The organism is Lacticaseibacillus salsurivasis (assembly GCF_036246225.1).
GTDB classification, from domain to species: domain Bacteria; phylum Bacillota; class Bacilli; order Lactobacillales; family Lactobacillaceae; genus Lacticaseibacillus; species Lacticaseibacillus salsurivasis.
Genome location: NZ_BTTP01000010.1, coordinates 32,879 through 54,455 on the forward strand (window position 1 = coordinate 32,879; position 21,577 = coordinate 54,455).

20 protein-coding genes are annotated in these 21,577 nt (G+C 54.6%); 1 reads left to right on the forward strand and 19 read right to left on the reverse strand.

Annotated elements, in window-relative coordinates:
- Positions 1 to 271: 271 nt before the first annotated feature.
- The 18 genes from AAA927_RS08280 to ruvA form a co-directional block, all read right to left on the reverse strand.
- A complete protein-coding gene (locus tag AAA927_RS08280; protein WP_125579757.1) occupies positions 272 to 589 on the reverse strand; it encodes a DUF1292 domain-containing protein in 318 nt (105 codons plus the stop codon).
- A gap of 16 nt (positions 590 to 605) precedes the next feature.
- Positions 606 to 1,031, reverse strand: a complete 426-nt coding sequence (gene ruvX / locus AAA927_RS08285; protein WP_338217379.1) for a Holliday junction resolvase RuvX — start codon at positions 1,029 to 1,031, stop codon at positions 606 to 608.
- Entirely contained in the window at positions 1,031 to 1,291 is a 261-nt protein-coding gene (locus AAA927_RS08290) for an IreB family regulatory phosphoprotein (RefSeq protein ID WP_125579761.1), read from the reverse strand. Before AAA927_RS08290 ends, ruvX begins: the two co-directional genes overlap by 1 nt.
- Before the next feature lie 229 nt (positions 1,292 to 1,520).
- A complete protein-coding gene (alaS, locus tag AAA927_RS08295) occupies positions 1,521 to 4,160 on the reverse strand; it encodes an alanine--tRNA ligase (protein ID WP_338217380.1) in 2,640 nt (879 codons plus the stop codon).
- 424 nt (positions 4,161 to 4,584) lie between these two features.
- The gene (locus AAA927_RS08300) at positions 4,585 to 4,740 is read right to left on the reverse strand and encodes a hypothetical protein (protein WP_338217382.1); all 156 of its coding nucleotides are present in this window, start codon (positions 4,738 to 4,740) and stop codon (positions 4,585 to 4,587) included.
- Positions 4,741 to 4,755: 15 nt separating this feature from the next.
- A complete protein-coding gene (locus AAA927_RS08305; RefSeq protein WP_338217383.1) occupies positions 4,756 to 5,676 on the reverse strand; it encodes a hypothetical protein in 921 nt (306 codons plus the stop codon).
- Between the two features lie 18 nt (positions 5,677 to 5,694).
- Complete coding sequence (locus AAA927_RS08310; RefSeq protein ID WP_338217385.1) at positions 5,695 to 7,035, reverse strand: DEAD/DEAH box helicase; 1,341 nt, start codon at positions 7,033 to 7,035, stop codon at positions 5,695 to 5,697.
- A gap of 4 nt (positions 7,036 to 7,039) precedes the next feature.
- Positions 7,040 to 7,987, reverse strand: coding sequence for a DHH family phosphoesterase (locus tag AAA927_RS08315; protein WP_338217478.1), 948 nt, complete (start codon positions 7,985 to 7,987; stop codon positions 7,040 to 7,042).
- Positions 7,984 to 9,309, reverse strand: coding sequence for a DRTGG domain-containing protein (locus AAA927_RS08320; RefSeq protein ID WP_338217386.1), 1,326 nt, complete (start codon positions 9,307 to 9,309; stop codon positions 7,984 to 7,986). The genes AAA927_RS08315 and AAA927_RS08320 overlap by 4 nt, the downstream gene beginning before the upstream one ends.
- A gap of 91 nt (positions 9,310 to 9,400) precedes the next feature.
- Positions 9,401 to 10,498 (reverse strand): DNA polymerase IV, encoded by a 1,098-nt coding sequence (gene dinB, locus AAA927_RS08325; protein ID WP_338217387.1) that lies wholly within the window; start codon positions 10,496 to 10,498, stop codon positions 9,401 to 9,403.
- 47 nt (positions 10,499 to 10,545) lie between these two features.
- On the reverse strand, positions 10,546 to 12,024 hold the full coding sequence (gene zwf / locus AAA927_RS08330; protein ID WP_338217388.1) for a glucose-6-phosphate dehydrogenase: 1,479 nt from the start codon (positions 12,022 to 12,024) through the stop codon (positions 10,546 to 10,548).
- Positions 12,025 to 12,057: 33 nt separating this feature from the next.
- A complete protein-coding gene (locus tag AAA927_RS08335; RefSeq protein ID WP_125579775.1) occupies positions 12,058 to 12,702 on the reverse strand; it encodes a metal-dependent transcriptional regulator in 645 nt (214 codons plus the stop codon).
- 111 nt (positions 12,703 to 12,813) lie between these two features.
- Positions 12,814 to 15,420: a bifunctional acetaldehyde-CoA/alcohol dehydrogenase gene (adhE, locus tag AAA927_RS08340; protein WP_338217390.1), complete on the reverse strand. Its 2,607-nt coding sequence runs from the start codon at positions 15,418 to 15,420 to the stop codon at positions 12,814 to 12,816.
- Between the two features lie 378 nt (positions 15,421 to 15,798).
- Positions 15,799 to 16,209, reverse strand: coding sequence for a preprotein translocase subunit YajC (gene yajC, locus AAA927_RS08345; protein ID WP_435891518.1), 411 nt, complete (start codon positions 16,207 to 16,209; stop codon positions 15,799 to 15,801).
- A 66-nt stretch (positions 16,210 to 16,275) separates the two neighbouring features.
- Entirely contained in the window at positions 16,276 to 17,418 is a 1,143-nt protein-coding gene (gene tgt, locus AAA927_RS08350; protein WP_338217393.1) for a tRNA guanosine(34) transglycosylase Tgt, read from the reverse strand.
- Positions 17,419 to 17,782: 364 nt separating this feature from the next.
- The gene (gene queA, locus AAA927_RS08355) at positions 17,783 to 18,817 is read right to left on the reverse strand and encodes a tRNA preQ1(34) S-adenosylmethionine ribosyltransferase-isomerase QueA (RefSeq protein ID WP_338217395.1); all 1,035 of its coding nucleotides are present in this window, start codon (positions 18,815 to 18,817) and stop codon (positions 17,783 to 17,785) included.
- A 17-nt stretch (positions 18,818 to 18,834) separates the two neighbouring features.
- Complete coding sequence (gene ruvB, locus AAA927_RS08360; protein ID WP_338217397.1) at positions 18,835 to 19,833, reverse strand: Holliday junction branch migration DNA helicase RuvB; 999 nt, start codon at positions 19,831 to 19,833, stop codon at positions 18,835 to 18,837.
- Positions 19,834 to 19,843: 10 nt separating this feature from the next.
- Positions 19,844 to 20,422: a Holliday junction branch migration protein RuvA gene (gene ruvA, locus AAA927_RS08365; RefSeq protein WP_338217399.1), complete on the reverse strand. Its 579-nt coding sequence runs from the start codon at positions 20,420 to 20,422 to the stop codon at positions 19,844 to 19,846.
- Positions 20,423 to 20,618: 196 nt separating this feature from the next.
- Between ruvA and AAA927_RS08370 the strand changes: the two genes are divergently transcribed.
- Positions 20,619 to 21,215, forward strand: a complete 597-nt coding sequence (locus tag AAA927_RS08370; protein WP_125579790.1) for a TVP38/TMEM64 family protein — start codon at positions 20,619 to 20,621, stop codon at positions 21,213 to 21,215.
- A gap of 56 nt (positions 21,216 to 21,271) precedes the next feature.
- Here the strand turns inward: AAA927_RS08370 and AAA927_RS08375 are convergent, their stop codons facing one another.
- On the reverse strand, positions 21,272 to 21,574 hold the full coding sequence (locus tag AAA927_RS08375) for an LPXTG cell wall anchor domain-containing protein (RefSeq protein ID WP_338217401.1): 303 nt from the start codon (positions 21,572 to 21,574) through the stop codon (positions 21,272 to 21,274).
- Positions 21,575 to 21,577: the final 3 nt, after the last annotated feature.

Below are 21,577 nucleotides of genomic sequence, written 5' to 3' on the forward strand. Positions count from 1 at the left end.
CTGAGCGCAACTACAGGCTGCGGAGTGAAGACCGCACCTATCCACTCCGGAGTTGCCTCCACGCAGCGCAACTACAGGCTGCGGAGGTTAGCCGCACTTAGCCGGATGGGTAGCCTAGGTCAAGGTATTGCCGTCGCACTTGGACGGCGAGGCCTTGGCCGTAGCTATCCACTCCGGCGTTGGCCAACCGCAGCGCAACTACAGGCTGCTAAGCCAGCTGTGCTTGACCCCAAACAAAAAGCCCCACCATCTCTCGCAGGGCTCAGTGTGACTATTCAGCGTCGTCATCGTCGGCCAAGAAAGTGTTGAGCACTTCTTCGACCATATCCCATTCATCATCGTCTTCGATGGGGAACAAGTTGCCTTGGGAGGCATCGCCGTTGTCATCTGGGGTGAAGGAAAAGGCTTGGATATCCACCTCTTCATCATCACTCGCGCTTTCTGGGTACAAAAGCACGTAACTCTTACCATAATCTTCTGAATCAAAGGTGAATAGCACCTTGTATAATTCTTCGTTACCCTTATCATCCACCAAGGTAATCAGTTGTTCGTCGTCACCTGGTTGTACGTTCTCATTCTTCTCTGCCATGAGGGCCCTCCATGTTTCAGCTGCGACTGTGCAGATCCAGATAATTTTGCAAAATCAGCTGGGCTGCCAGTTTATCGATCACTTGTTTTTGACGCTTGCGTGAGGCGTCGGCTTCTTCAACGAGCATCCGCGATGCTTCCACCGTGGTCAGGCGCTCGTCGGTATAGTCAACCGGTAAGCCAAATTGAGCCGCCAGCTTCTCGCCGTATGCGCGGGATTTCTCCACCCGCGGCCCTGCAGTGTTGTTCATGTTTTTGGGCAGACCGACAACGAATGCTGTCACTTCATACTGCTCGACCAATTCTGCCACTCGGTCCAGGCCAAAGTCATCTTTGTCCTCGTTGATCCGAATGATTTCAAGGCCTTGGGCGGTCCAGCCCAATGGATCGGAAATCGCGACACCCACCGTGCGTGAGCCCACGTCTAACCCCATTAACCGCACTACTTTTTCTCCTTACCGAGGTAGTTGCGAACAAGCTCCTCGATGATCACATCGCGTTCATACTTGCGAATCAAATTCCGTGAATCGTTGTACCGCGGAATATAAGCCGGATCGCCTGAAATCAGATACCCAACGATCTGATTGATCGGATTATAGCCTTTTTCTTCAAGTGACTTGTACACAGTGGCCAGCGTTTCATGAACGTTTTTGGGACTGTTTTCCGGAAAATCAAAATGAACGGTTTGGTCTAATGTGCCCATTCTTAACACCTCTATTCCTTCTAGCTATCCTCTATTTTACTTGATAGGCCGGGAAAGTACAACGGTTGGCGGTCCCGCTGGGGCGGCCACTTCGTTAGCAACGTCAACTAACCCCAACAAGCCGCCCGCCGGTTGTACATTGCTTCACGTATTACAATTTGATGACAAGGGGATGAGACACAAACGCACACCGCCGTTAACAGCGCTGTGCGTCAGTTCAATCATGCAATTAGGCTTGGGTCAACACCTGCTTGGCTTGGGCCAAAGCATCGGCGATCCCGGCCGGGTTCTTCCCGCCGGCTTGGGCCAGGTCAGGCCGACCGCCGCCGCCCCCACCGATGGCAGGCGCGATGGCTTTGATCAGCGCACCGGCTTTGATGCCAGCTTGGTTGGCTGCTTCACTGGCCGCGACCAGCAAGGACACCTTGCCGTCATTGGCAGTGGCCAAAACCAAGACATCAGAAGCCTGCTTGGTCCGCCATTGATCCGCCAACTGCCGCAGTTCGTTCATCCCGGCAACCTTGACGGCTTTGGCAATCAAGGTGTGGGCGCCAGCTTGCTCACTGTGGTCAAAAATCCCAGCGGCTTCTTGCGCCGCCAATTTGGCCTGTAAGCCTTCGACTGTCTTTTGACTGGCCTTGAGTTCAGCTTGCAGCTGCTCGACCTTAGCCGGCACATTGGCGACCTGATCAATCTTCAAAGTGTTGGCGGCTTGCGCCAGTTCATCTTGCTGCTGGGTCAGATACTCATAGGCTTCCTGGCTGGTGACCGCTTCGATCCGGCGAATGCCAGCACCAATCCCGCTTTCCCCGGTGATCTTGAACAAACCAAGCGCCGCGGTGTTCGTGGGATGCGTGCCACCATCGAATTCGCGATTGAAATCGCCAATCGTGACCACGCGCACGGTGTCGCCATACTTGTCGCCAAACATGGCAATGGCACCCTGCTTCTTGGCTTCTTCAATCGGCATTTCACGCCAAGTGATCGGGAGCTGCCGCCAAATTTGCTCATTGACGACCTGTTCAACCTGGCGCAACTGTTCTGGTGTCACTTGACCGAAGTTGGTGAAGTCAAACCGCAGATAGGTTGGCTCCACTAAAGAGCCGGCCTGGTGGGTATGTTCACCCAGCACCTGTCGCAATGCTTGGTCAAGCAAGTGCGTCGCGGTGTGGTTCATGGACACTTTGCGGCGGCGGTCGGTGTCGACTTGCAGCGTGTAGGTGGCGCCCTTTTTCAAGGTGTTTTCCACTTCAACGGTATGCAAGTTTTGACCATTCGGGGCGTGTTGCACGTCAACCACTTTGGCGACCACCGTGTCGTTTTCATCTAGAATGGTCCCATGGTCGGCCACTTGGCCCCCCATTTCGGCGTAAAACGGTGTCTGGTCAAAAATCAGCTGCGCCGTGCCAGCTTCCACGCGGTCTTTTTCGGTATCATCTTGCAGCAAATCCATCAAGGTTGCTTGGTCCGCCAAATCGGTCCAGCCGGTGAACTTGCTTGGCGTCTTGATGGCCATCAAGGTCTTGTCCTGGCTACCCATGGACTGAGCATCGCCCCGCGCCGCGCGCGCACGCTCCCGCTGGGCCTGCATGTTTTGCTCGTAACCTTTCATGTCGACGTCAACGCCTTGGTCGCCGGCGATTTCCTTGGTCAACTCAACTGGGAAGCCAAAGGTGTCAAACAGTTTGAATGCCGTGGCACCAGGGATTTCGGTTTCACCTTTGGCCTTCAGCTCGGTAATGGTTTGACTCAGCAGCGCCATACCGGCGTTCAGCGTTTCCTGGAAGCGATCTTCTTCGGAATGAATGACCTTTTCGATGAAGTCCTGGTTGCGGTTGATTTCCGGATAGTAGCTGGCCATGATTTCGCCGACTACTGGCACCAACTTGTAGAGGAAGGCCCCTTGAATGCCCAACCGACTGCCGTTAACGGCGGCACGGCGAATGAGGCGCCGCAGCACGTAGCCACGGCCTTCGTTGGAAGGCAAGGCCCCGTCGCCAATGGCAAAGGTCACCGTGCGCGCATGGTCGGCAATAATCTTGAAGGCCACATCGGCTTGTTTGTCCTCACCATACACATGGCCCGCGGACATTTTCTCTGTCGCTTTGATGATCGGCATGAACAGGTCGGTTTCAAAGTTGGTCTTGGTGCCTTGAATAACCGAAACCAAGCGTTCCAGGCCCATCCCGGTATCGATGTTCTTATGGGGTTGGTCAACATAGCGGCCATCTGGCAAGTGGTTGTACTGAGAGAACACGATGTTCCAGATTTCTTCGTAACGCTCGTTTTCGCCGCCTGGGTAGTTTTCTGGGTCATCTTCAGGCAGGTCACTGAAGCTTTGGCCGCGGTCATAGAAGATTTCCGTATCTGGGCCAGAGGGGCCTTCACCGATATCCCAGAAGTTGTCTTCCACTTCAAAGATATGGGAAGCCGGCACCCCGGTTTTTTCCCAAATCGCCTTGGCATCCTGGTCCTTAGGGTAAACCGTCACGTACAGCTTATCCTTGTCTAGGCCCAGCCACTGGTCCGACGTCAGAAATTCCCAGGCCCAAGGAATGACTTCTTTTTTGAAGTAATCACCGACGGAGAAATTCCCCAGCATTTCAAAAAAGGTCAAATGGCGCGCCGTTTTGCCGACGTTTTCGATATCGTTCGTGCGGATACTCTTTTGGGCATTGGTAATCCGCGGATTCTTCGGGACCACGGTGCCATCGAAGTACTTCTTTAGCGTCGCCACCCCTGAGTTGATCCACAACAAGGTAGGATCATCAACGGGAATCAGACTGGCGGAAGGTTCAATCGCATGGCCCTTCGACTTGAAAAAGTCGAGAAACATTTGGCGAATCTCGCCACTACTCAATTGCTTCATTCTTTTGCCTCCTGTGCAAATAAAAAACACCCCTGCAGATCCAAGGACGCTCACGCGCGGTACCACCTTGGTTGCAACGATGTTGATCGTTTACCTCTTCATTTACGTGTTTGATTAACCCAATCAGGGAGCACAACCCGCGCCGCTTACCACCCTCTCATCCCCGGGCAGCTTTCTGAAAAGCCTAAGCAGGTTGCATATCCTAACGCTTGCAATTATACGAAGTAGGAAGGAAGGTGTCAACACAGGCTGCGGAGGAGGACCGGTCTTAGCCGGATGGATAGCCTAGCTTAAGGCATTGCCGTCGCTTTTTGACGGCGAGGCCTTAAGCGTAGCTGGCCACTCCGGCGTTGGTCCCCCGGAGCGCAACTAGACTGCGGGGCTTCCCCCAACTGCCGCTACAGCACTGCTGATTACCTCAGGCTTACCGTTCCCGTTTTGCCCCAAGCCTTTTCTTCAGCGCCGAGACCGGTGCCGCAATCAGCAGACCAATCACGAGAATTGGGCCCACGATTTCACCAATCGCGCCATCTAAAAGCAAGTTACCTGCCTTAGCACCAGCCGCTTTCACTTTTTTCATGGCCATTTCCTCCGATTAAGTCAGCTCAATCTTAGCAATTTTGCGATACCGCATCTGGCTAAAGTCACCGGCCGTGGTGCGGTAAAACGGCGATAACGGTAGCAATCCTACCCCGCTGGCTCCAGCTGCCACTGGTGCACTTTTGGCGTAGGCACCGCGCACAACTTCGGCCCCGGCCCGCACCACCGGTACGGTCAGGCCAAAACGGTTCGGCACATACTGCATGGTCGCCTCTGGCAGACGATTACCCCAGCCAAACAGCGTGTTCAGGCCGCCGCTCATGAGATACTCGTACTCTCTTTCATCAGGCAAGGCAAAACCAAAACCGCTGAGCCGCTTTTCCAGCTGCGCCTGATTCCAATTTTGCTTCAGTGCCACTTGATACTGATGCTCGCCGGCCAGGCGCAGCACCACATGCTCACCGGTTAAGGTCGGCGCCCAACTTGCTGGCGTGAAAGGATCCGGTGAGCCCTGGCTAAGCAGCCCCAAGGCCTCGCCTTTTACCGGCATGTAGGCAAAATGGTCACCGGCAAACACCTGCGTGGTGAGATTGATGGTCCCAATGATTTCCTCATCGCTGGCCACACTGGCGCGTGCCACCAGCATCGGCGGCATATCCAGTGTTGCAGTCGGGCTCAAATGAGCCGCCGCGGCTTCGCCCATGGCCGCCAGCACCGGGGCCATCGCGGCTGGCGCTGGGGTTGCAATGCCCAGCGGCACTGCGCGCAGGCCGGGCACAAAGCGCAACCACTCGCCGCCAATCAGAATGTCGAAGGTGCTGAGGTGATGGCCAAAATAATCCACGCCTACTGGCACAATGGCATCAACGCTCAGCAACGGGCTGAGAAAATAGCGACTGAGCTGGGTCGCGATAAATTGGCGGCGTTCGTCAGATAACTGATTCCAGTCACCAAGCATCAAATCGACTTTGGGCATGTTGTCACCCCCTAGGTTTTACTGCTTCTTGGCTTTGCGGGCCGCACGGGCTTCATTGCGTTTGTTGACCCGATTGTTGAACCAAGCTTCCTTCGCCGCGGCCTTTTTAATCTTCTTCTTGTAGCCAGGCATCTTCTTCTTGGCTTCTTTGGCGGCTAAGGATTTGATCTTCCCGCTGCGCGGATCGGCCTTCGGCACGCGCCGCGCGCGGCGGTTGCGATCATAGGTGTCCACGATTTCGCCGTCTTTCAGCGCTTTCGGTTGGAACTTGATACCTAGGTGTTCGAGCTCGGCAATTTGCGCCTCTTGGCCTGGCTGGTACAAGGTCACCGCAGTGCCGGAAAGGCCATTACGGCCAGTGCGGCCAACACGATGAATGAAGAACTCGTTATCGGTTGGGAGCTCAGCATTGATGACCATCGACACCCCGTCAATATCAATCCCGCGGGCAGCCAAATCTGTGGCCACCACGTATTGATATTTCAAGTCCGCCACAGCCTTCATCACCCGCCGACGCTGGCGCGGTTCAATACCGCCATGAATTTTGGCCACATTCAGGCCTTGGTCTGTCAGGTACTGATGAATGGCGTCGACACTGGTTTTGGTATTAGCAAAAATCAACACCAAAAACGGCTCCCCCATCGTCAGCAGTTTATAAATCGTGGCATTGCGGTCGCGACTTGGCACTGCCAGCAGCCAGTTGGCCACCGTATCGGCAATCACGGACTTCGGTTTCAGCTCGATGGTGGTGGGGTTTTGCATGTATTTCTTCAAAAACGGCTGCAATTTTTGGGGAATGGTGGCTGAGAACACCGCCATTTGCAGATCCGCGCCAAACAAGCTGGCGATTTGGTCCACGGTGTTCAAAAAGCCCATATCCAAGGTCATATCCGCTTCGTCGACCACGAACATCTTAGCCGGATAAGCGGCCAAGGCCCCGGCCTTGATTAAGTCCAACAGGCGCCCTGGCGTCCCAATGGCGACTTGCGGCTGTTGGTGCTGGAGCTTTTCGATTTGCCGGCTCTTATCGGTGCCGCCAACATAGCGCTGTACGCGCATATCGGTGGCCGCCGTCAATGATTTCGCCACTTCATACAGCTGATCCGCTAGCTCGCGCGACGGCGCGGTGATAACCAGTTGGACAGTATCTTTACCCGCATCCACTCGCGACAGCAGTGGCAGCAGGAAGGCGTGGGTTTTCCCCGAGCCGGTTTGGCTTTGGCCAATCACGCTTTCCCCGCGTAGCAACGCCGGAATCACTTGCTCCTGAATCGGGGTGGGCGTCGTGATGTGCGTTGCGTCAAGGGCGTCAATGAGAAATGGCGCCAAAGCATATTGTTTGAATTGATTTGTTGGCATGTTTCTACTTTCCGAAGTCAGCCACTAACTGGCTGAGCTCCTTTGTGATTTGCGTTATTTCGGCTTGATCCATCGCCTTCGCGCCGCTGGCCATGGGGTGGCCGCCGCCATGATGAGCTTTGGCCAAGCCATTGATGATGGGGCCTTTGGAGCGCAGGTTAACCCGGTAAGGTTCGCCATCGGCTTGCTCCACAAACAAAGCCCAAGCAATGACTTCTCCTAACCGGCCTGGGGTGCCAACGCCGGCATGCACTTGGTCGGGCGTCAAGCCCAGCTCCAAGGTCACAGCCAGTGGAATCGTCACTGTGGCAGCGCCGGCGGGCGTAATGGTCAGATGGTTAAAGATATAGCTCTGCAACTTGGCTTGCGCAAAGGTGAGCGCCCCCATTTTGTTGTTCAAAGCGGTGGGATCAAAGTCCTCGCGAATGAGCCGAGCGGCGGCCTCGAGCGTGTGGGGGGTCGTGTTATTATACAGGAAACGACCGGTATCGCCAACAATGCCGGCGTAGAGCAGCCGCGCACTTTTGGCGTTCAGGTTCAAACTCGGTGTCTGCTGAATCAGGTCAAAAATCATTTCCGACACCGAACTAGCGTCTTCATCGACCCACTGCAAATCGCCATAGGCATCATCATTGGGATGATGATCGATTTTAATCAGCTTCGCCCCTTGGTCAAACCGCTGATCCGACACCCGCGGACGATCGGCGGTATCGACGACAATGACCAGCGCGCCTTGATACAGGTCATCGGGAATGGTTTGCATCTGGCTGAGCCAGTCCAAATCGCCGACCGAACCGCCGACTTGATACACCTGCTTGCTCGGATACGCCGCGCGCAAAGCCGCCGCGAGGCCGCCTTGGGAGCCCAGCGCATCGGGGTCTGGCTTCACATGGCGGTGGACAATAATCTTGTCATACGCTTCAATGGTGGCAATAATCTGGTCTTGAATCATCGTGTTGTCCTTTCCAATAACTGACAAGTGACAAGCGCCTTGGCGACGAGCAGGCCATCGGTTAACAGACTGACGTCGAAGGTGCCTTCATGGGAATTAACTTCCAGCGGCGCGACATTAATATGAACCGTCGATTCGAGTTGCACCGGCCGAAACGCGTGCAGCGACAGCTGATCGATCAGTACGTTCCGGCGCCCTTTTTGGTTCAAATAATAAGTAATGCTGTAGTTCACAACTTCGCTCATGACGCCAAAGCTCAACGTGCCCAGCTTGTTCATCATCATGGGCGTCGTGGTCAGCGTGAAAGCCGGGCCTTCAGCCGGCGCCGGCGTGACCAGCGCCATTTGAGCGGCAACCTGGTCGGCAATCGTGGTGCCTTGCGAGTTGGTGCCTAGCTCCGCCAAAGCGGAATAGACACTGCTCCGGGTGACAATCCCCAGCAGCTGCCAGGAGTCATCCACCACAGGCAGCACTGAAATACTGCGGCCTTGCATGGTGTGGCCCACGGCGGTGACGCCCAGATATGGCCGCAACGTCAGCGGGTCTTTGGCCATCACGCGTTCAAGCAACGTGGTGCCTTTTTTACCGGCGACTTGTTTGCGCGTGACCATCCCAATCAACCGGCCCGTGGGGGTGATAATCGGCAAAGCAAAATCATTGCGACCCGCGCGCAACCGGGTGAAATCAGCCACGGTTTGATCGGCCAGCCCAGTTTGCACCCCATCGCTCAGCGGCGTGTAAATCGCCGCAATGGTCAAAATGTCTTGTTTGATAGCCTGATCCGACAGCGCCCGGTTAATCATCGTGGCCACGGTGAAGGTGTCATAGCTAGTTTGTAGCACCGGCAAGTCCATCTGGTTGGCCAGGCGAATGACGTTATCTGACGTCATAAAGCCCCCGGTAATCAGCACTGCCGCGCCATTTTGCAGTGCCAGGCGCTGGGCATCTTCACGGTTACCGACAATGACCAAGGAATTCTTGGTGATGTAGCGCAGCATTTCGTCTGGGGTCATCGCCCCAATGACGAACTTATCCAGGCGCTTGGCCAGGCCAGCTGAACCGCCGAGAACCTTGGCGTCGATCAGCTTCAGCAAGGCGCGAAAAGTCAGGGAGTCAATACTGCTCATCGGCTTTTGCTCAATGCGAATGGTGCCGACCCGTTCAATGGTGGACACCAAGCCAGTAGTCTCGGCCTCTTTAATCGCGCGGTAAGCCGTGCCTTCGCTCACATGTTGGTGCTTGGCGACCGAGCGCACTGAGATCTTCGTGCCAACCGCTAAGCTGCCAATATAATCGAGAATCTGTTCGTGTTTCGTTGCCATCTGTTTTGCCCCTTTGTGCGCGAAGATGCCGGCTTGCGGCAAGCGGCGCACCCTTTTCAGTCTAGCTGTATTATAACACAGCGTGAGCCTGTTACAGCGGCAGATCGATGTTTTCGTATTGTTGCGGATCTAAGGCCGTCATCGTGATGCCCAGCAGCCGCACTGCCTTAGGCTTGACGGGTACCTCCTGCCAAAGCGCTAATGCGGCTTGATAAATCGCCTCCCGGCCGTTGAAATAAGTTTCTTGGGTTTTGCGCCGAGTTTGGGTGTTAAAGTCGCTATCACGGAGCTTGAGCACGACGGTTTTGCCATGCTTTTGCTTCTTAGCCAAGGCCGCCGCCACCAAGTCAGCTAAATAGGCGAGCTGTTCTTCAACCGCTGCGTCCGTGGTCAGTACCGCGCGGTAGGTACGCTCTTTACCGATGGACTTGGCATCACGCACCTGCACCGGCCGATTATCGACGCCGCGGGCATGGCGGTACAATTCAAAACCCATTTTACCGAGCTTGGCAATGAGCGCCTCTTGACTAAACGCCCGTAAGCTCAAGCCATCGGTGATACCCATCGCCTGCAGCACTGGCGCCGTTTTCTTCCCCACCCCGCGGTAAGCTTCAATCGGCAAGCGGTCCAAAAACAGCTGTGCCTGCTCTGGCAAAATCACAGTCCGGCCGCGCGGCTTGTTATACTCGGAGGCTTCCTTGGCCAGAAACTTGTTGTAAGACAGCCCGATGGAAGACGACAGCTGAGTCGTTTGCCGGATTTGATCCTGCAGCCACAATGCCAGCTCAATGGTGGTATTGAAATCATGATTGGCAGTGACATCCAGATAGGCTTCATCCAGCGCCACTGGCTCGATCAAGTCTGTCACTTGATGAAACAAAGTGTGAATCTGCTGCGACACCGCACGATATTTGGTGAAGTCCGGGGTCTTGAACGTCAGCAGCTGCCGCGGCACCAGATGCAAGGCTTCGTTGGCCGGCATGGCGGAGTGCACACCAAATTGGCGGGCCACATAGTTTGCTGTGGTCACCACCCCTTTACCGCCGGTTTGGCGCGGATCATGCGCCATCACCAAGGCGCGGCGTTTGAGCTTAGGATCATCGCGTTCCTCAATGGAGGCGTAAAACGCGTCCATGTCCACGTGAATGATTTTACGATGGGTATCGTTTTGCATCGGTATTTCGAGCATGTTGACTCCAATTCAAAAAGGGATAGCCCTGCCATCCCCCTTTGTGCTTAATCTGCCATTCTCACTCTAGTTGGCTGCCAGTACCACTGGTGGCCGTCTTTGGCCAGCAGGTCAAAGGCCGCTTGCGGTCCCATGGTGCCTGCCGGATAGGTGTCAATGCCAGTTTGCTTTTGCCAAGCGGCAGTAATGACGTCGACGTAATGCCAGGTCTGGGCCAGCTCCCGCCAGTGGTTGAAGTTGGTTTGATCGCCGGCCAAAGCCTCGCCAATCAAGCGTTCATAGGCTTCTGGCGCCGCAGCAATCGCCGCTGGGTCATGCCGGAAGTCTAGGCGGTTCGGCGTCAAAATGTTGCCTTCACCGAGCTGCTTGCCATTGAGCTCCAAGGTGTAACCTTGTGACGGTTCGATATAAATCGTCAAATGGGCATCCTGGCCTTCCCCAAACGGCGTCTTGCCGCCTTTGAAGGTCACGGTGACTTGCGTGGACTTGCGCGTCAGGCGCTTACCAGTGCGAATGAAAATCGGCACGCCAGCAAAGGCTGGCGCATCGGTCAGAATCCGGCCGGCCACAAAGGTATCCGTCAGCGAGTCGCTGGCCACACCGTCTTCTGCGCGGTAGCCTTTGATTGCTTGGCCATCGATGTCAGCGGCGGTGTATTGACCGCGGATAAAGTTGGCCGCGGCCTCTTCTTCGGTGTAGCGATGCAGCTGATCAAAGGCGCGGCTTTTGACTTCATGCACAGCCTCTGAGGTCATCGCAGTCGGTTCATCCATGGTCAGATAAGCCAGCAGTTGCATCACGTGATTTTGTACCATGTCGCGCAAGGCGCCGGCGGTTTCGTAGTACCCAGCGCGTTCTTCCACACCCACGGCCTCGGCCAAAGTGATTTGAATGTCTTTGATGTAATCCTTATTCCACACTGTCTTGAGCAAGGGATTGCCGAACCGCAGGGCCAAAATGGCCTGTGCCATTTCCTTGCCCAGATAATGGTCGATGCGGTAAATTTGCTCCTCGGCAAAGGTGCCGGTCAAGGCATCATTGAGCTCCTTGGCGCTAGGATAATCATGGCCAAAAGGCTTTTCGATGATCAACCGGTTGAAGCCGGTCTTGGTCAGCAGCGCTTCCGACTTAAGGTGCGTGGCAATGGTGGCGAAGAACTGCGGCGCCATGGCCATGTAATACATCCGGTTGCCGCCCACGGCATATTGATCATCCAACTTCTGGGCCAATTGCTTCAGCGTGACGTAATGCGATGAATCGGTCACGTCATGCGATTGGTAGTAAAAATGGCTGGCGAATGCTTCGGCTTCGGCCTCATTTTCTTCTTCGCTGCCGGCCACGGAGTCGCGGACCACGCTGCGGTAGTAATCATCGCTCCAAGGGCGGCGTGCCGTGCCAATCACGGCGAAGTGGTCCTTCAAAACGCCTTTACGGTACAATCCGAACAATGCCGGATACAGTTTCCGGTGGGCCAGATCGCCTGAACCACCAAACATGATAATCACTGCATTGACTTCATTACTCATAATCGCTTGTCACTACTTTCTGCTTTTCAGCGGTCACAACTCCACGAAAATATGCTCGGCGCGCACGGCATCGACAGCAAGGTCTTTGCCGGTTTCGCGCTGGCGAATCGTGATCGTCTTGTCTTCTTTTGCTAACACTTCAAAATGGTCCTCAATATGCAGGCCGAGGCCGAAGACATAGTCAATCAGGCTCGCCTCATCGACAATGCGTTCGATATGCCCTTTGGCCCCAACTGGCACGGTGCTCAAGGTGACCCGGCTTTGGTCGAGGTAATGGCCGTCTTCATCAGGAATCACACCGCCGTGCGGGCAGTACTTGGGATTACCCAAGAACTTCGCCATGCGCTCTGCCATTTCAGCGGTGGTGGCATGCTCCAGCATTTCGGCTTCGGCGTGGACATTATCGATGGGATAACCCAAGTCATTGGCCAAAAAGACTTCCCACAGCCGGTGATTGCGCACTAAACTAGCTGCTCGCCGCTGGCCACTGGCGGTGAGCTTGATCCCTTGATATGGCGTGTGGGTCACGTATTGCTGCTCCACCAGTTTGGTGATCATCTCACTAACACTAGCCGCAGACACTGACAGCCCAGCTACGATCTGCTTGTTAGAAATCAAAGCTGTATCGCCGCCGAGTTCAAATATCATTTTTAAGTAGTCTTCTTTATTCGGGGTCATAGTCATCCTTACTTTCAGTTTGTACACACACTCTCTATTATGCATGAAGTGAACAAAAAAAACACGCCTGACTGGCGTGTTTTCCGATAACATGACTGTTTGAAGCAGCGCTTATTTCACGCTGTCACTAGAGGCGGTACCTTCGTATTCGTCGAGCACGATTTGCTTCATGTCGGCAATCAAAGGTTCAACTGGGTTGGTGACCGTGCAGTTGTCTTCGTAAGCCAATTCGGCCAAACGATCAACGCTTTCGTCAACGGCTTGCTTCGTGATGCCTTGTTCCTTGAGGCTCATCTTGACGCCAACGCGGTTAGCCAGGTCGATGTAAGCTTGGGCAAAGGCTTCCACCAATTCGGCGGTGGTGTTGCCCTTCAGGCCCAGGTAACGGGCGATTTCGGCGTAATCTTCGTCAGCGCGGAAGTAGTTGTACTTGGACCAAACGGCGCGCTTCTTCGGGGTCTTAGCATTGTAGCGAACGACGTGTGGGAAGGTGATCGCAATGCAGCGCCCGTGAGGCAGGTGGAAGGTCTGGCCAAGCTTGTGGGCGATACTGTGGTTGATGCCCAGCAGCGCGTTAGCAAAGGCCATCCCGGCAATCGTGGAGGCGTCATGCATCTTCGCCTTGGCCTCCAGGTCGCCTTGGTAAGAGAGTTCCAAGTTGTCGAAGGCCAACTTCAAAGCCTGCAGCGACAGGCCTTTGGTGTAAGAGCTGGCCATGGTGGAAACAAAACTTTCAGTGGCATGGCAGATGACATCCAGGCCAGTATCCGCAACAACCTTCGGCGGTACGGTTTCGATGAACTGCGGATCAACCAAGGCAACATCTGGCGTCAAAGCGTAGTCAGCCAGTGGGTATTTGATCCCCGTGTCAGAGTCGGTGATCACCGCGAATGGGGTGACTTCAGAGCCCGTCCCAGAAGTCGTTGGGATGCAGACCAGCTTGGACTTGGTTGGCTTCGGGAACTTGTAGGTCCGCTTGCGGATATCCAAGAACTTCTGCTTAGCGCCGAAGAAGTCGCCATCCCCATCGTAGAACAACCAGATGCCTTTGGCCGCATCCATGACAGACCCGCCGCCGATGGCAACAATCGCGTCTGGCTTGAAGTCCTTAGCAATCGCGGTGCCTTTGTAAACCGTGTTGCTGGAAGGATCAGGTTCAACATCCAAGAAGGTTTGGATATCGACGTTGTTGGTCCGGTTCTTCAAAACATCTTCAACGATGCGCACGTAGCCAAGCTTTTCCATGCCACGGTCGCCGACGATCAGCACCCGATCAAGGCCGTCCATCTTTTCCAAGTAACGTACTGAGTTGCGTTCGAAGTAAATCTTCGGTGGCAGCTTGACCCATTGCATGTTGTTGCGGCGTTTTGCCAAAGTTTTGATGTTAAGCAAGTCGATCGTCCCCACATTGTGTGAAATTGAGTTACCACCGTAAGAGCCGCAGCCCAGGGTCAAGGATGGGATCATTTCGTTGTACAGATCGCCGATGCCCCCGAATGTGGATGGGCTGTTGACCAGCACGCGGCAAGCTTGCATCTTGTCGGCGTAATCCAGGGCCAAATCATCATCTGCGGTATGGATGATAGCGGTGTGGCCCAAGCCGCCGATATCGAGCATGGTTTCCGCCATTTCAAAGGCTTCTTCATGGCCGGAAGCTTTGAACATGGCCAAAACTGGGCTCAGTTTTTCGTGAGACAGTGGGAACTTATCGCCCACGCCTTTGAGTTCAGCAATCAAAAGTGGCGTATCCTTTGGCACATCGATGCCGGCCCAGTTGGCAATTTGCCAAGCGCTTTGGCCAACGATCCGTGGGTTAACCGCCATCTTGTCGGTGTTGATCACGGTTTCGGTGAGTTTCTTGATGTCCTTTTGCTTAACGAAGTAAGCGCCTTGCGCGGTGAATTCTTTCTTCACGTCGTCGTAAATCGCAGCGTCAACGACAGCACCTTGTTCAGAAGCGCAGACCATGCCGTTATCAAAACTCTTGGAGAGGACGATGTCATTAACGGCCTGCTTGATGTTGGCAGTCGCTTCGATGTAAGCTGGCGCATTCCCGGCCCCAACGCCAAGCGCTGGTTTGCCTGAGGAATAAGCGGACTTGACCATGCCAGGGCCACCAGTAGCCAAAATCGTGGCGATGCCTGGGTGATGCATCAAGGCTTGGCAAGCTTCAATGCTTGGGATGGCGATAAACTGCAAGGCGCCATCGGGCAGGCCAACCTTCTTGGCTTCGTCGCGGATCACTTCCAAGGCCCGCGCGGAAGATTTCTGCGCGCCTGGGTGGAAGGAGAAGATGATTGGGTTCCGGGTCTTAATCGCAATTTCGGATTTGAACATGACCGTGGAAGTCGGGTTCGTGACAGGCGTTACCCCAGCAATGACCCCGATTGGTTCCGCAATCTGGACGATGTTCTTTTGCTTGTCTTCTGAAATCACGCCCACCGTCTTGTCATCCTTGATGGAGTGCCAGATTTCTTCAGTGGCAAACATGTTCTTGATGGCTTTATCTTCATAAACGCCGCGGCCGGTTTCCTCAACCGCCATCTTGGCCAATTCCATATGATGATCAAGACCGGCAATCGCCATGCGGTGCACGATTTGGTCGATCTTCTCTTGGTCATAAGTCTTCAGCACTTTGAGCGCTTCCTGAGCATTGGCAACGAGTTGGTCGATATTCGCTTCAATGTCGGTTTGGGTTTCCGGTTTGTCTTTCAGCATTGATATCCCTCCACAAGATAGGCTTCAATTTTTGTTAACCATTTCACAAACAATAATATACCCGATGATTGTGAATTTGTAAACAAGTTTCGGTGAAATTTTTCACGAAAAATATTGAAGGGGTCGCAAATGCTGCTGTCAAGGCGTTCGTGTTTAAAAATATTTCGTTATTGAGTGAGCGTAACCGTGTTCATTTCAACTTTGACCGTCCTATTCCTTCATCGCTACGACATGCTTCATCCCCGCTACTGGCGCGATGACCGTCAAACTGTCAATTAGCAAATCTTATTCATGTTACTCGATGAACAATTTAATTAAGCCCATAAAAAAAGCTCCCAGTGAGCGGTGGCCGCTCAACTGGAAGCTAGAAGGTGGTGCTTATTTGGCTTCGCTATCGTCCTGCTTGTCGCTGTCAGCAGGTGTCTCCTCGCTGGCTGCTTCGCTATCAGCGTTGTCGCTAGCGTCGTTGCTGGTGACATCGTCGCTACTTGGTTCGCTGTAAGGTTTGTCCTCAACTGGGGCAGCCGCTGGCGTCACCGTACGGATGGCGGACAGGCTGAAGGTCAGGAAAACGCCGTCCAGATCCAAATCAACGGTGTTGCCGGCGCGATCGATGGAATCAATCACCCCATGCAAGCCGCCGATGGTGACGATTTTGTCGCCTTTCTTCAGGCCCTTCAGCATTTCCATGCGTTGTTGTTGCTGCTTCTTCTGGGGGCGCATCATGCCGAAGTACATGACCCCGAACATCAGCACCAGTAAAATGATCATTGAAAATCCACTACTCAAAATGAATTACCTCGTTTTCTTATTTGTTCAGTAACACTGTACCAAAGAATCACCGCAATCGCTAGACTAGAAGTTCTTGGCGTCAGGCTTGAAGTAGCCGTATTCCTCAAAGAACGCTTGGCGGAATTCGTTCAGCTCATCCTTCGCGATGGCTTCTCGCACCTGCTTCATGAGATGGAGCAGGAAGTAGACGTTGTGATAGCTGGCCAGCCGTTCGCCAAAGGTTTCATCCGCCTTCAGCAAATGGCGGATGTACGCCCGGGTGTAGTTGCGGCAAGCGTAGCAATCACATTGATCATCTAGCGGCGTGAAGTCATGGGCATACTTGGCGTTTTTCACCACCAAGCGGCCATGCGACGTCATCACGGTACCTTTGCGGCCGATGCGAGTGGGCAGCACGCAGTCGAACATGTCGATGCCGCGCAGCACCCCATCGATTAAGGCATCTGGCGAGCCAACGCCCATTAAGTAGCGCGGCTTGGTTTCCGGCAGCAGCGGCGTGGTGAAATCAAGGACGTGGTTCATTTCCTCTTTCGACTCCCCCACCGACAAGCCGCCGATGGAATAACCTGGGAAGTCTAAGCTGACCAGGTCCTTGGCACTTTGCTGGCGCAAATCTTTGAACCCCGCCCCTTGCACGATACCAAACAGCCCTTGCGTCGCCGGATTTTGGTGTGCCTTCAGGCCGCGTTCGGCCCAACGACTGGTGCGAGCGACACTTTTTTTGACGTAATCATAGCTTTCAAAAAACGGCGGGCACTCATCCAGACTCATCATGATATCCGGGCCAAGGGCATTTTCGATGCCAATTGCTTTTTCCGGCGAAAGGAACATTTTGGCCCCACTGATGTGGTTCTTAAAATGCACCCCTTCTTCGGTGATGTCGCGGTTTTGGGCCAATGAGAACACCTGGAAGCCGCCGGAATCAGTCAAGATCCCCTTGTGCCAGTTCATGAACTGGTGCAGACCGCCGGCTTCTTGGACGATCTCCTCACCCGGGCGCACCCAAAGATGATAGGTGTTGGCCAAAATGACCCCTGCCCCCATCGTTTCCAGTTCCTCAGGCGCCAGCGTTTTGACTGTGGCCTGCGTGCCCACAGGCATAAACATTGGGGTCGGGAACGTCCCATGCGGGGTGATCAACTCGCCCAGGCGCGCGCCGGAGTGTTTGTCTTGGTGAATCAAGCGGTATGAAATTGCAGGTGCCATAATGCCTCCTAGGTCGTTTCGTTGCAACAAAGTCGCGCTGCGTGCTATCCTCAAGCTAGGGAATCCGCTTTTCTCGTGATCGAAATTTACGATGGATGTTCCACGCAGCGATGCGTTAAAAGAAAATCTTGGGTTGTTCGTTTTCGTAGTTGGTTGCGGATTCCCGCCGCGGACCACGTGGTGAGGCTCGGTGTGAACCGGGCCTTTTTATGTGGGCAAAACGGCAGCCGCAGTCTTGTGTAGTTGCGCTCCGGGTGGCCAACGCCCGAGCAAATAGCTACGCGCTGAGCCTCGTCGGCAAAGTTCGCCGATAAGGCTCAGGGCTAGGCTATTTGTCGGGCTAAGTGCGGCCGCCCTCCGCAGCCTATTTGTGAATATACATGGCATCGCCAAAGCTGAAGAAGCGGTACTTTTCTTCAATCGCGTGGTGATAGGCGTTCAGGATGTTTTCGCGACCGGTGAAGGCAGCGACAAGCATGACCAGCGTGGACTTCGGCAGGTGAAAGTTGGTGATGAAGGCATCGACCAAGCGCCACTGGTAGCCAGGCTTGATGAAGATGTCGGTCCAGCCGGAGTCAGGTTTGATCTGACCGTCGAACTTGGTGCCAATCGTTTCCAAGGTGCGAATCGAGGTGGTGCCGGTGGCGATGATGCGGCCGCCATTGGCTTTGACTTCGTTCAGCGTGTCCGCGGCTTCCTGAGAGAAGCGGTAGAATTCACTGTGCATCTTGTGGTCTTCAATGTTATCCACGGACACTGGGCGGAAGGTGCCCAAGCCGACATGGAGCGTCAGGTAAACGAGCTTCACGCCTTTGTCTTTGACCTTTTGCAACAGTTCTGGGGTCCAGTGTAGGCCGGCAGTTGGCGCGGCAGCCGAACCCATTTCCTTGGCGTAAACGGTTTGGTACATCTCAGGGTCATCGAGCTTAGCCTTGATGTATGGAGGCAGCGGGGTTTCGCCGAGCTGATCCAGAATCTCCATGAAAATGCCGTCGTAATGGAACTCGATAATGCGACCGCCGTGATCCAGTTCTTTCTTCACGGTGGCCTTCAACAAGCCATCCCCAAAGTCGATTTCGGTGCCGACTGGGGCTTTTTTGGCTGGCTTCATCAAGGTTTCCCATTGGTCGCCTTCCGTATTGTGCAGCAGGAGCACTTCCATGTGGGCACCGGTGTCTTTTTTCACACCGTACAGCCGCGCCGGCATTACCCGGGTGTCGTTCATGACTACCGCGTCGCCGGGGTTCAGGTAATCCAGAATGTCGTAAAAATGCTTATCCTCATACGCGCCAGTTTCCGCGTTCAACACCAGTAGCCGGCTAGCGTCACGCTCCTTCAGCGGCGTCTGGGCAATCAGTTCATGAGGCAAATCATAGTCAAAGTCTTCAGTAGTGAGCATGTTATCCTTCCAATCATTTAATGGGTAAAGGGAATGTGCAAATGGTCATAGCCCGCCGGCGTCACCATGCGGCCGCGCGGCGTGCGCTTAAGAAAACCAATTTGCAGGAGATAGGGTTCATACATTTCTTCGATGGTCGCGGTTTCCTCGCCGATGTTCGCAGCGATGGTGTTCAGCCCCACTGGCCCGCCATCATAGTCGCGAATCATCATGCCCAGCAGCTTGCGGTCGATGGCATCCAGACCGCGGTCATCCACTTGCAGCTGGGCCAAAGCGTGATCCACTAGCGCAACATCCAAGTCGGAGTCCGCCACATCGGCAAAATCGCGAATGCGCCGCAACAAGCGGTTCGCAATCCGCGGGGTGCCTCGTGAGCGGCGCGCCACTTCCAGCGCGGCACTGTCAGGCACCGCCATGTTGAAAATCGAAGCCGAGCGCAGCACGATTTGCTTCAGCTCCTCTTCGTTGTAGTACTGCATATGTTCCGTGATGCCGAAGCGGTCGCGCAGCGGCGCCGACAGCATGCCGGCCCGCGTGGTGGCACCGATCAGCGTAAACGGCGGCAACGGAAAATGCACCGGATGCGCGGTTGGGCCTTCCCCTACCACGATATCGATGTAAAAGTCTTCCATCGCCGAGTACAGCATTTCTTCGACGATTTTCGGTAAGCGGTGAATTTCATCCACGAACAGGACATCGCCTGGTTGCAGTTCATTCAGCATCGCCACCAAATCGCCCGGCTTTTCAATCGCCGGGCCGGAGGTGGTGCGAATTTGCACCCCAAGTTCGTTGGCAATCACCAAAGCCAGCGTGGTTTTCCCTAAGCCAGGCGGACCATAAAGCAACACATGGTCCATGGCTTCCTCGCGCTTCAACGCCGCTTGAATGTAGACGGTGAGCTGGGACTTCACCGCGGTTTGGCCGATATAGTCGGCCAACTGATGCGGCCGCAGACTCCGCTCAATGGCGTCGTCATCCGGCTCAGCGTCTTTTGATACGATTCGCTCGTCTGCCACAACAATCCTCCTAGCTCAATAATTGTAACCCGCGGCGCAAATACTCATCCGTCGTCGTCGCCCCACTGGCAGTTAACGGCTTTTCTAACTTCGCCACCGCTTTGTCTGGATAGCCCAGAGCCACCAAGGCGGCCATGGCGTCCGCTAAGGCGGGGTCGACGTTTGCCTTTGCTGGCGTCGGATCGGTTTCTGGTGCCAGGTGCAGCTTACCTTTCAGGTCTAAAATAATCTGCTGCGCGGTTTTTTTGCCAATGCCTGGGAACTTCGTCAAAAAGCCCACATCTCCGCTGGCCACAGCCTGGGCCAGGCCGGTGGTGTCGGCATTGGCCAAAATCGCCAGCGCGGACTTCGGTCCAATCCCGGTCACCGTCAGCAGCTGGTTGAAGGTCTGCTTAGCCGCTTGATTTTCAAAGCCATACAAGGCCTGGTCATTGTCGCGGATAATGTGCTGCACATAGATTTTGGCTTGCTGGCCAATCGTGTAAGCATAAGGGTTACCCATCAGCAGGCGATAGCCCACGCCTTGCACATCCAGCACCACATAGCCTGGCGCGACATCGGCGACGGTGCCATTCAAGTATTCGTACATAGTGCCCTCTCTTTTCAGTACATATGTTTGCAACCCAGTTTACCATAAAAGCCTGCTTTCGCCCATGCACGCTAAGCCTGTTTTACCGGCGTTCTACGACTTAAGCCCGAGCGCCAAGTGACGAAACTGTTCGCGCGCAATGCTAGGCAGCGCCGTTTCAAGCTGATAAAATTATCCTCGAAAGAAGGTGACGCTTTTGAGCGAAACGACCTCACGCCGGCTGATCAACATTACCGCCTTGTTGAGCCTGCTGGCAATCATTGCCGTGACAATCTACTGGTATCGCATCGGGGTCTTCAAAAACCTCAGCAACCTCCAGAATTACCTCAACGGCACTGGTTTTGTTGGGCCATTGATTTTCATCGCCATTCAAATCGTTCAAGTCGTCATCCCCATCATTCCCGGCGGCGTCAGTACCGCAGCGGGGGTCCTCCTGTTCGGCCCCTGGCAAGGCTTTTTATATAACTATATTGGCATCTGCATCGGCTCCTTCATCAACTTCTTCCTGGCGCGCCGCTATGGCAAGCCCTTCATTCTCCATATCGTGCCGGAAAAAGTCTTTGAAAAATACATGGCTTACGCCAAGAACCAGCAGAAGTTCGACATGTTCTTCGCCGTCGCCATCATCGCGCCGATTGCACCCGACGATGTGCTGTGTCTGATTGCCGGGCTGACCCACATGAAAACCCGGATGTTTGCTTGGATCATCATTCTGGGCAAACCCATTACGATTGCGGCTTACAGCTGGGCTTTGATTTTCGGCGCGCATTGGCTCCTGCGCTTGTTCGGGTAACTGAAGTCAAAATGAAAGAGGCAGTGCTTGCGTTCATGCAAGCACTGCCTCTTTGTTTACCCAATTTGTCTCAGCCCGCGCCGCCGGTTAACCCAGCGCTGGTGCAGGCCAAGCGCTGCCAGCAAGCCAACGCCCAGCCACACCACCAGCGCGTCCTGCGTGTCCCCAGTGGCCGGTAGCGGACCAGGAGTTGGCCGCTTTGGCGGCTGTTCCACTGGTGCCCCCGGCGTCGGCCAGCTTGGCGGCGACGCGACGAGGGTGAAGCTTGCCGTGCTGCGCATCTGATCAGCGCGCACCGGCTGCGCGGTGTAAGAGCTGAAGCTCAGCCCAGCGATTAAAAGCCATCCCACTTTTCTCATCCG

Coding starts and splice junctions, on each gene's coding strand:
- AAA927_RS08290 (WP_125579761.1), bottom strand. CDS start 1,291: ATGGGCACATTAGACCAAACCGTTCATTTTGATTTTCCGGAAAACAGT.
- AAA927_RS08315 (WP_338217478.1), bottom strand. CDS start 7,987: ATGATTCAAGACCAGATTATTGCCACCATTGAAGCGTATGACAAGATT.
- dinB (WP_338217387.1), bottom strand. CDS start 10,498: ATGCTCGAAATACCGATGCAAAACGATACCCATCGTAAAATCATTCAC.
- AAA927_RS08305 (WP_338217383.1), bottom strand. CDS start 5,676: ATGCCCAAAGTCGATTTGATGCTTGGTGACTGGAATCAGTTATCTGAC.
- zwf (WP_338217388.1), bottom strand. CDS start 12,024: ATGAGTAATGAAGTCAATGCAGTGATTATCATGTTTGGTGGTTCAGGC.
- AAA927_RS08310 (WP_338217385.1), bottom strand. CDS start 7,035: ATGCCAACAAATCAATTCAAACAATATGCTTTGGCGCCATTTCTCATT.
- AAA927_RS08300 (WP_338217382.1), bottom strand. CDS start 4,740: ATGAAAAAAGTGAAAGCGGCTGGTGCTAAGGCAGGTAACTTGCTTTTA.
- AAA927_RS08335 (WP_125579775.1), bottom strand. CDS start 12,702: ATGACCCCGAATAAAGAAGACTACTTAAAAATGATATTTGAACTCGGC.
- AAA927_RS08375 (WP_338217401.1), bottom strand. CDS start 21,574: ATGAGAAAAGTGGGATGGCTTTTAATCGCTGGGCTGAGCTTCAGCTCT.
- AAA927_RS08320 (WP_338217386.1), bottom strand. CDS start 9,309: ATGGCAACGAAACACGAACAGATTCTCGATTATATTGGCAGCTTAGCG.
- tgt (WP_338217393.1), bottom strand. CDS start 17,418: ATGGCACCTGCAATTTCATACCGCTTGATTCACCAAGACAAACACTCC.
- AAA927_RS08280 (WP_125579757.1), bottom strand. CDS start 589: ATGGCAGAGAAGAATGAGAACGTACAACCAGGTGACGACGAACAACTG.
- ruvA (WP_338217399.1), bottom strand. CDS start 20,422: ATGTACGAATACTTGAATGGCACCGTCGCCGATGTCGCGCCAGGCTAT.
- queA (WP_338217395.1), bottom strand. CDS start 18,817: ATGCTCACTACTGAAGACTTTGACTATGATTTGCCTCATGAACTGATT.
- adhE (WP_338217390.1), bottom strand. CDS start 15,420: ATGCTGAAAGACAAACCGGAAACCCAAACCGACATTGAAGCGAATATC.
- alaS (WP_338217380.1), bottom strand. CDS start 4,160: ATGAAGCAATTGAGTAGTGGCGAGATTCGCCAAATGTTTCTCGACTTT.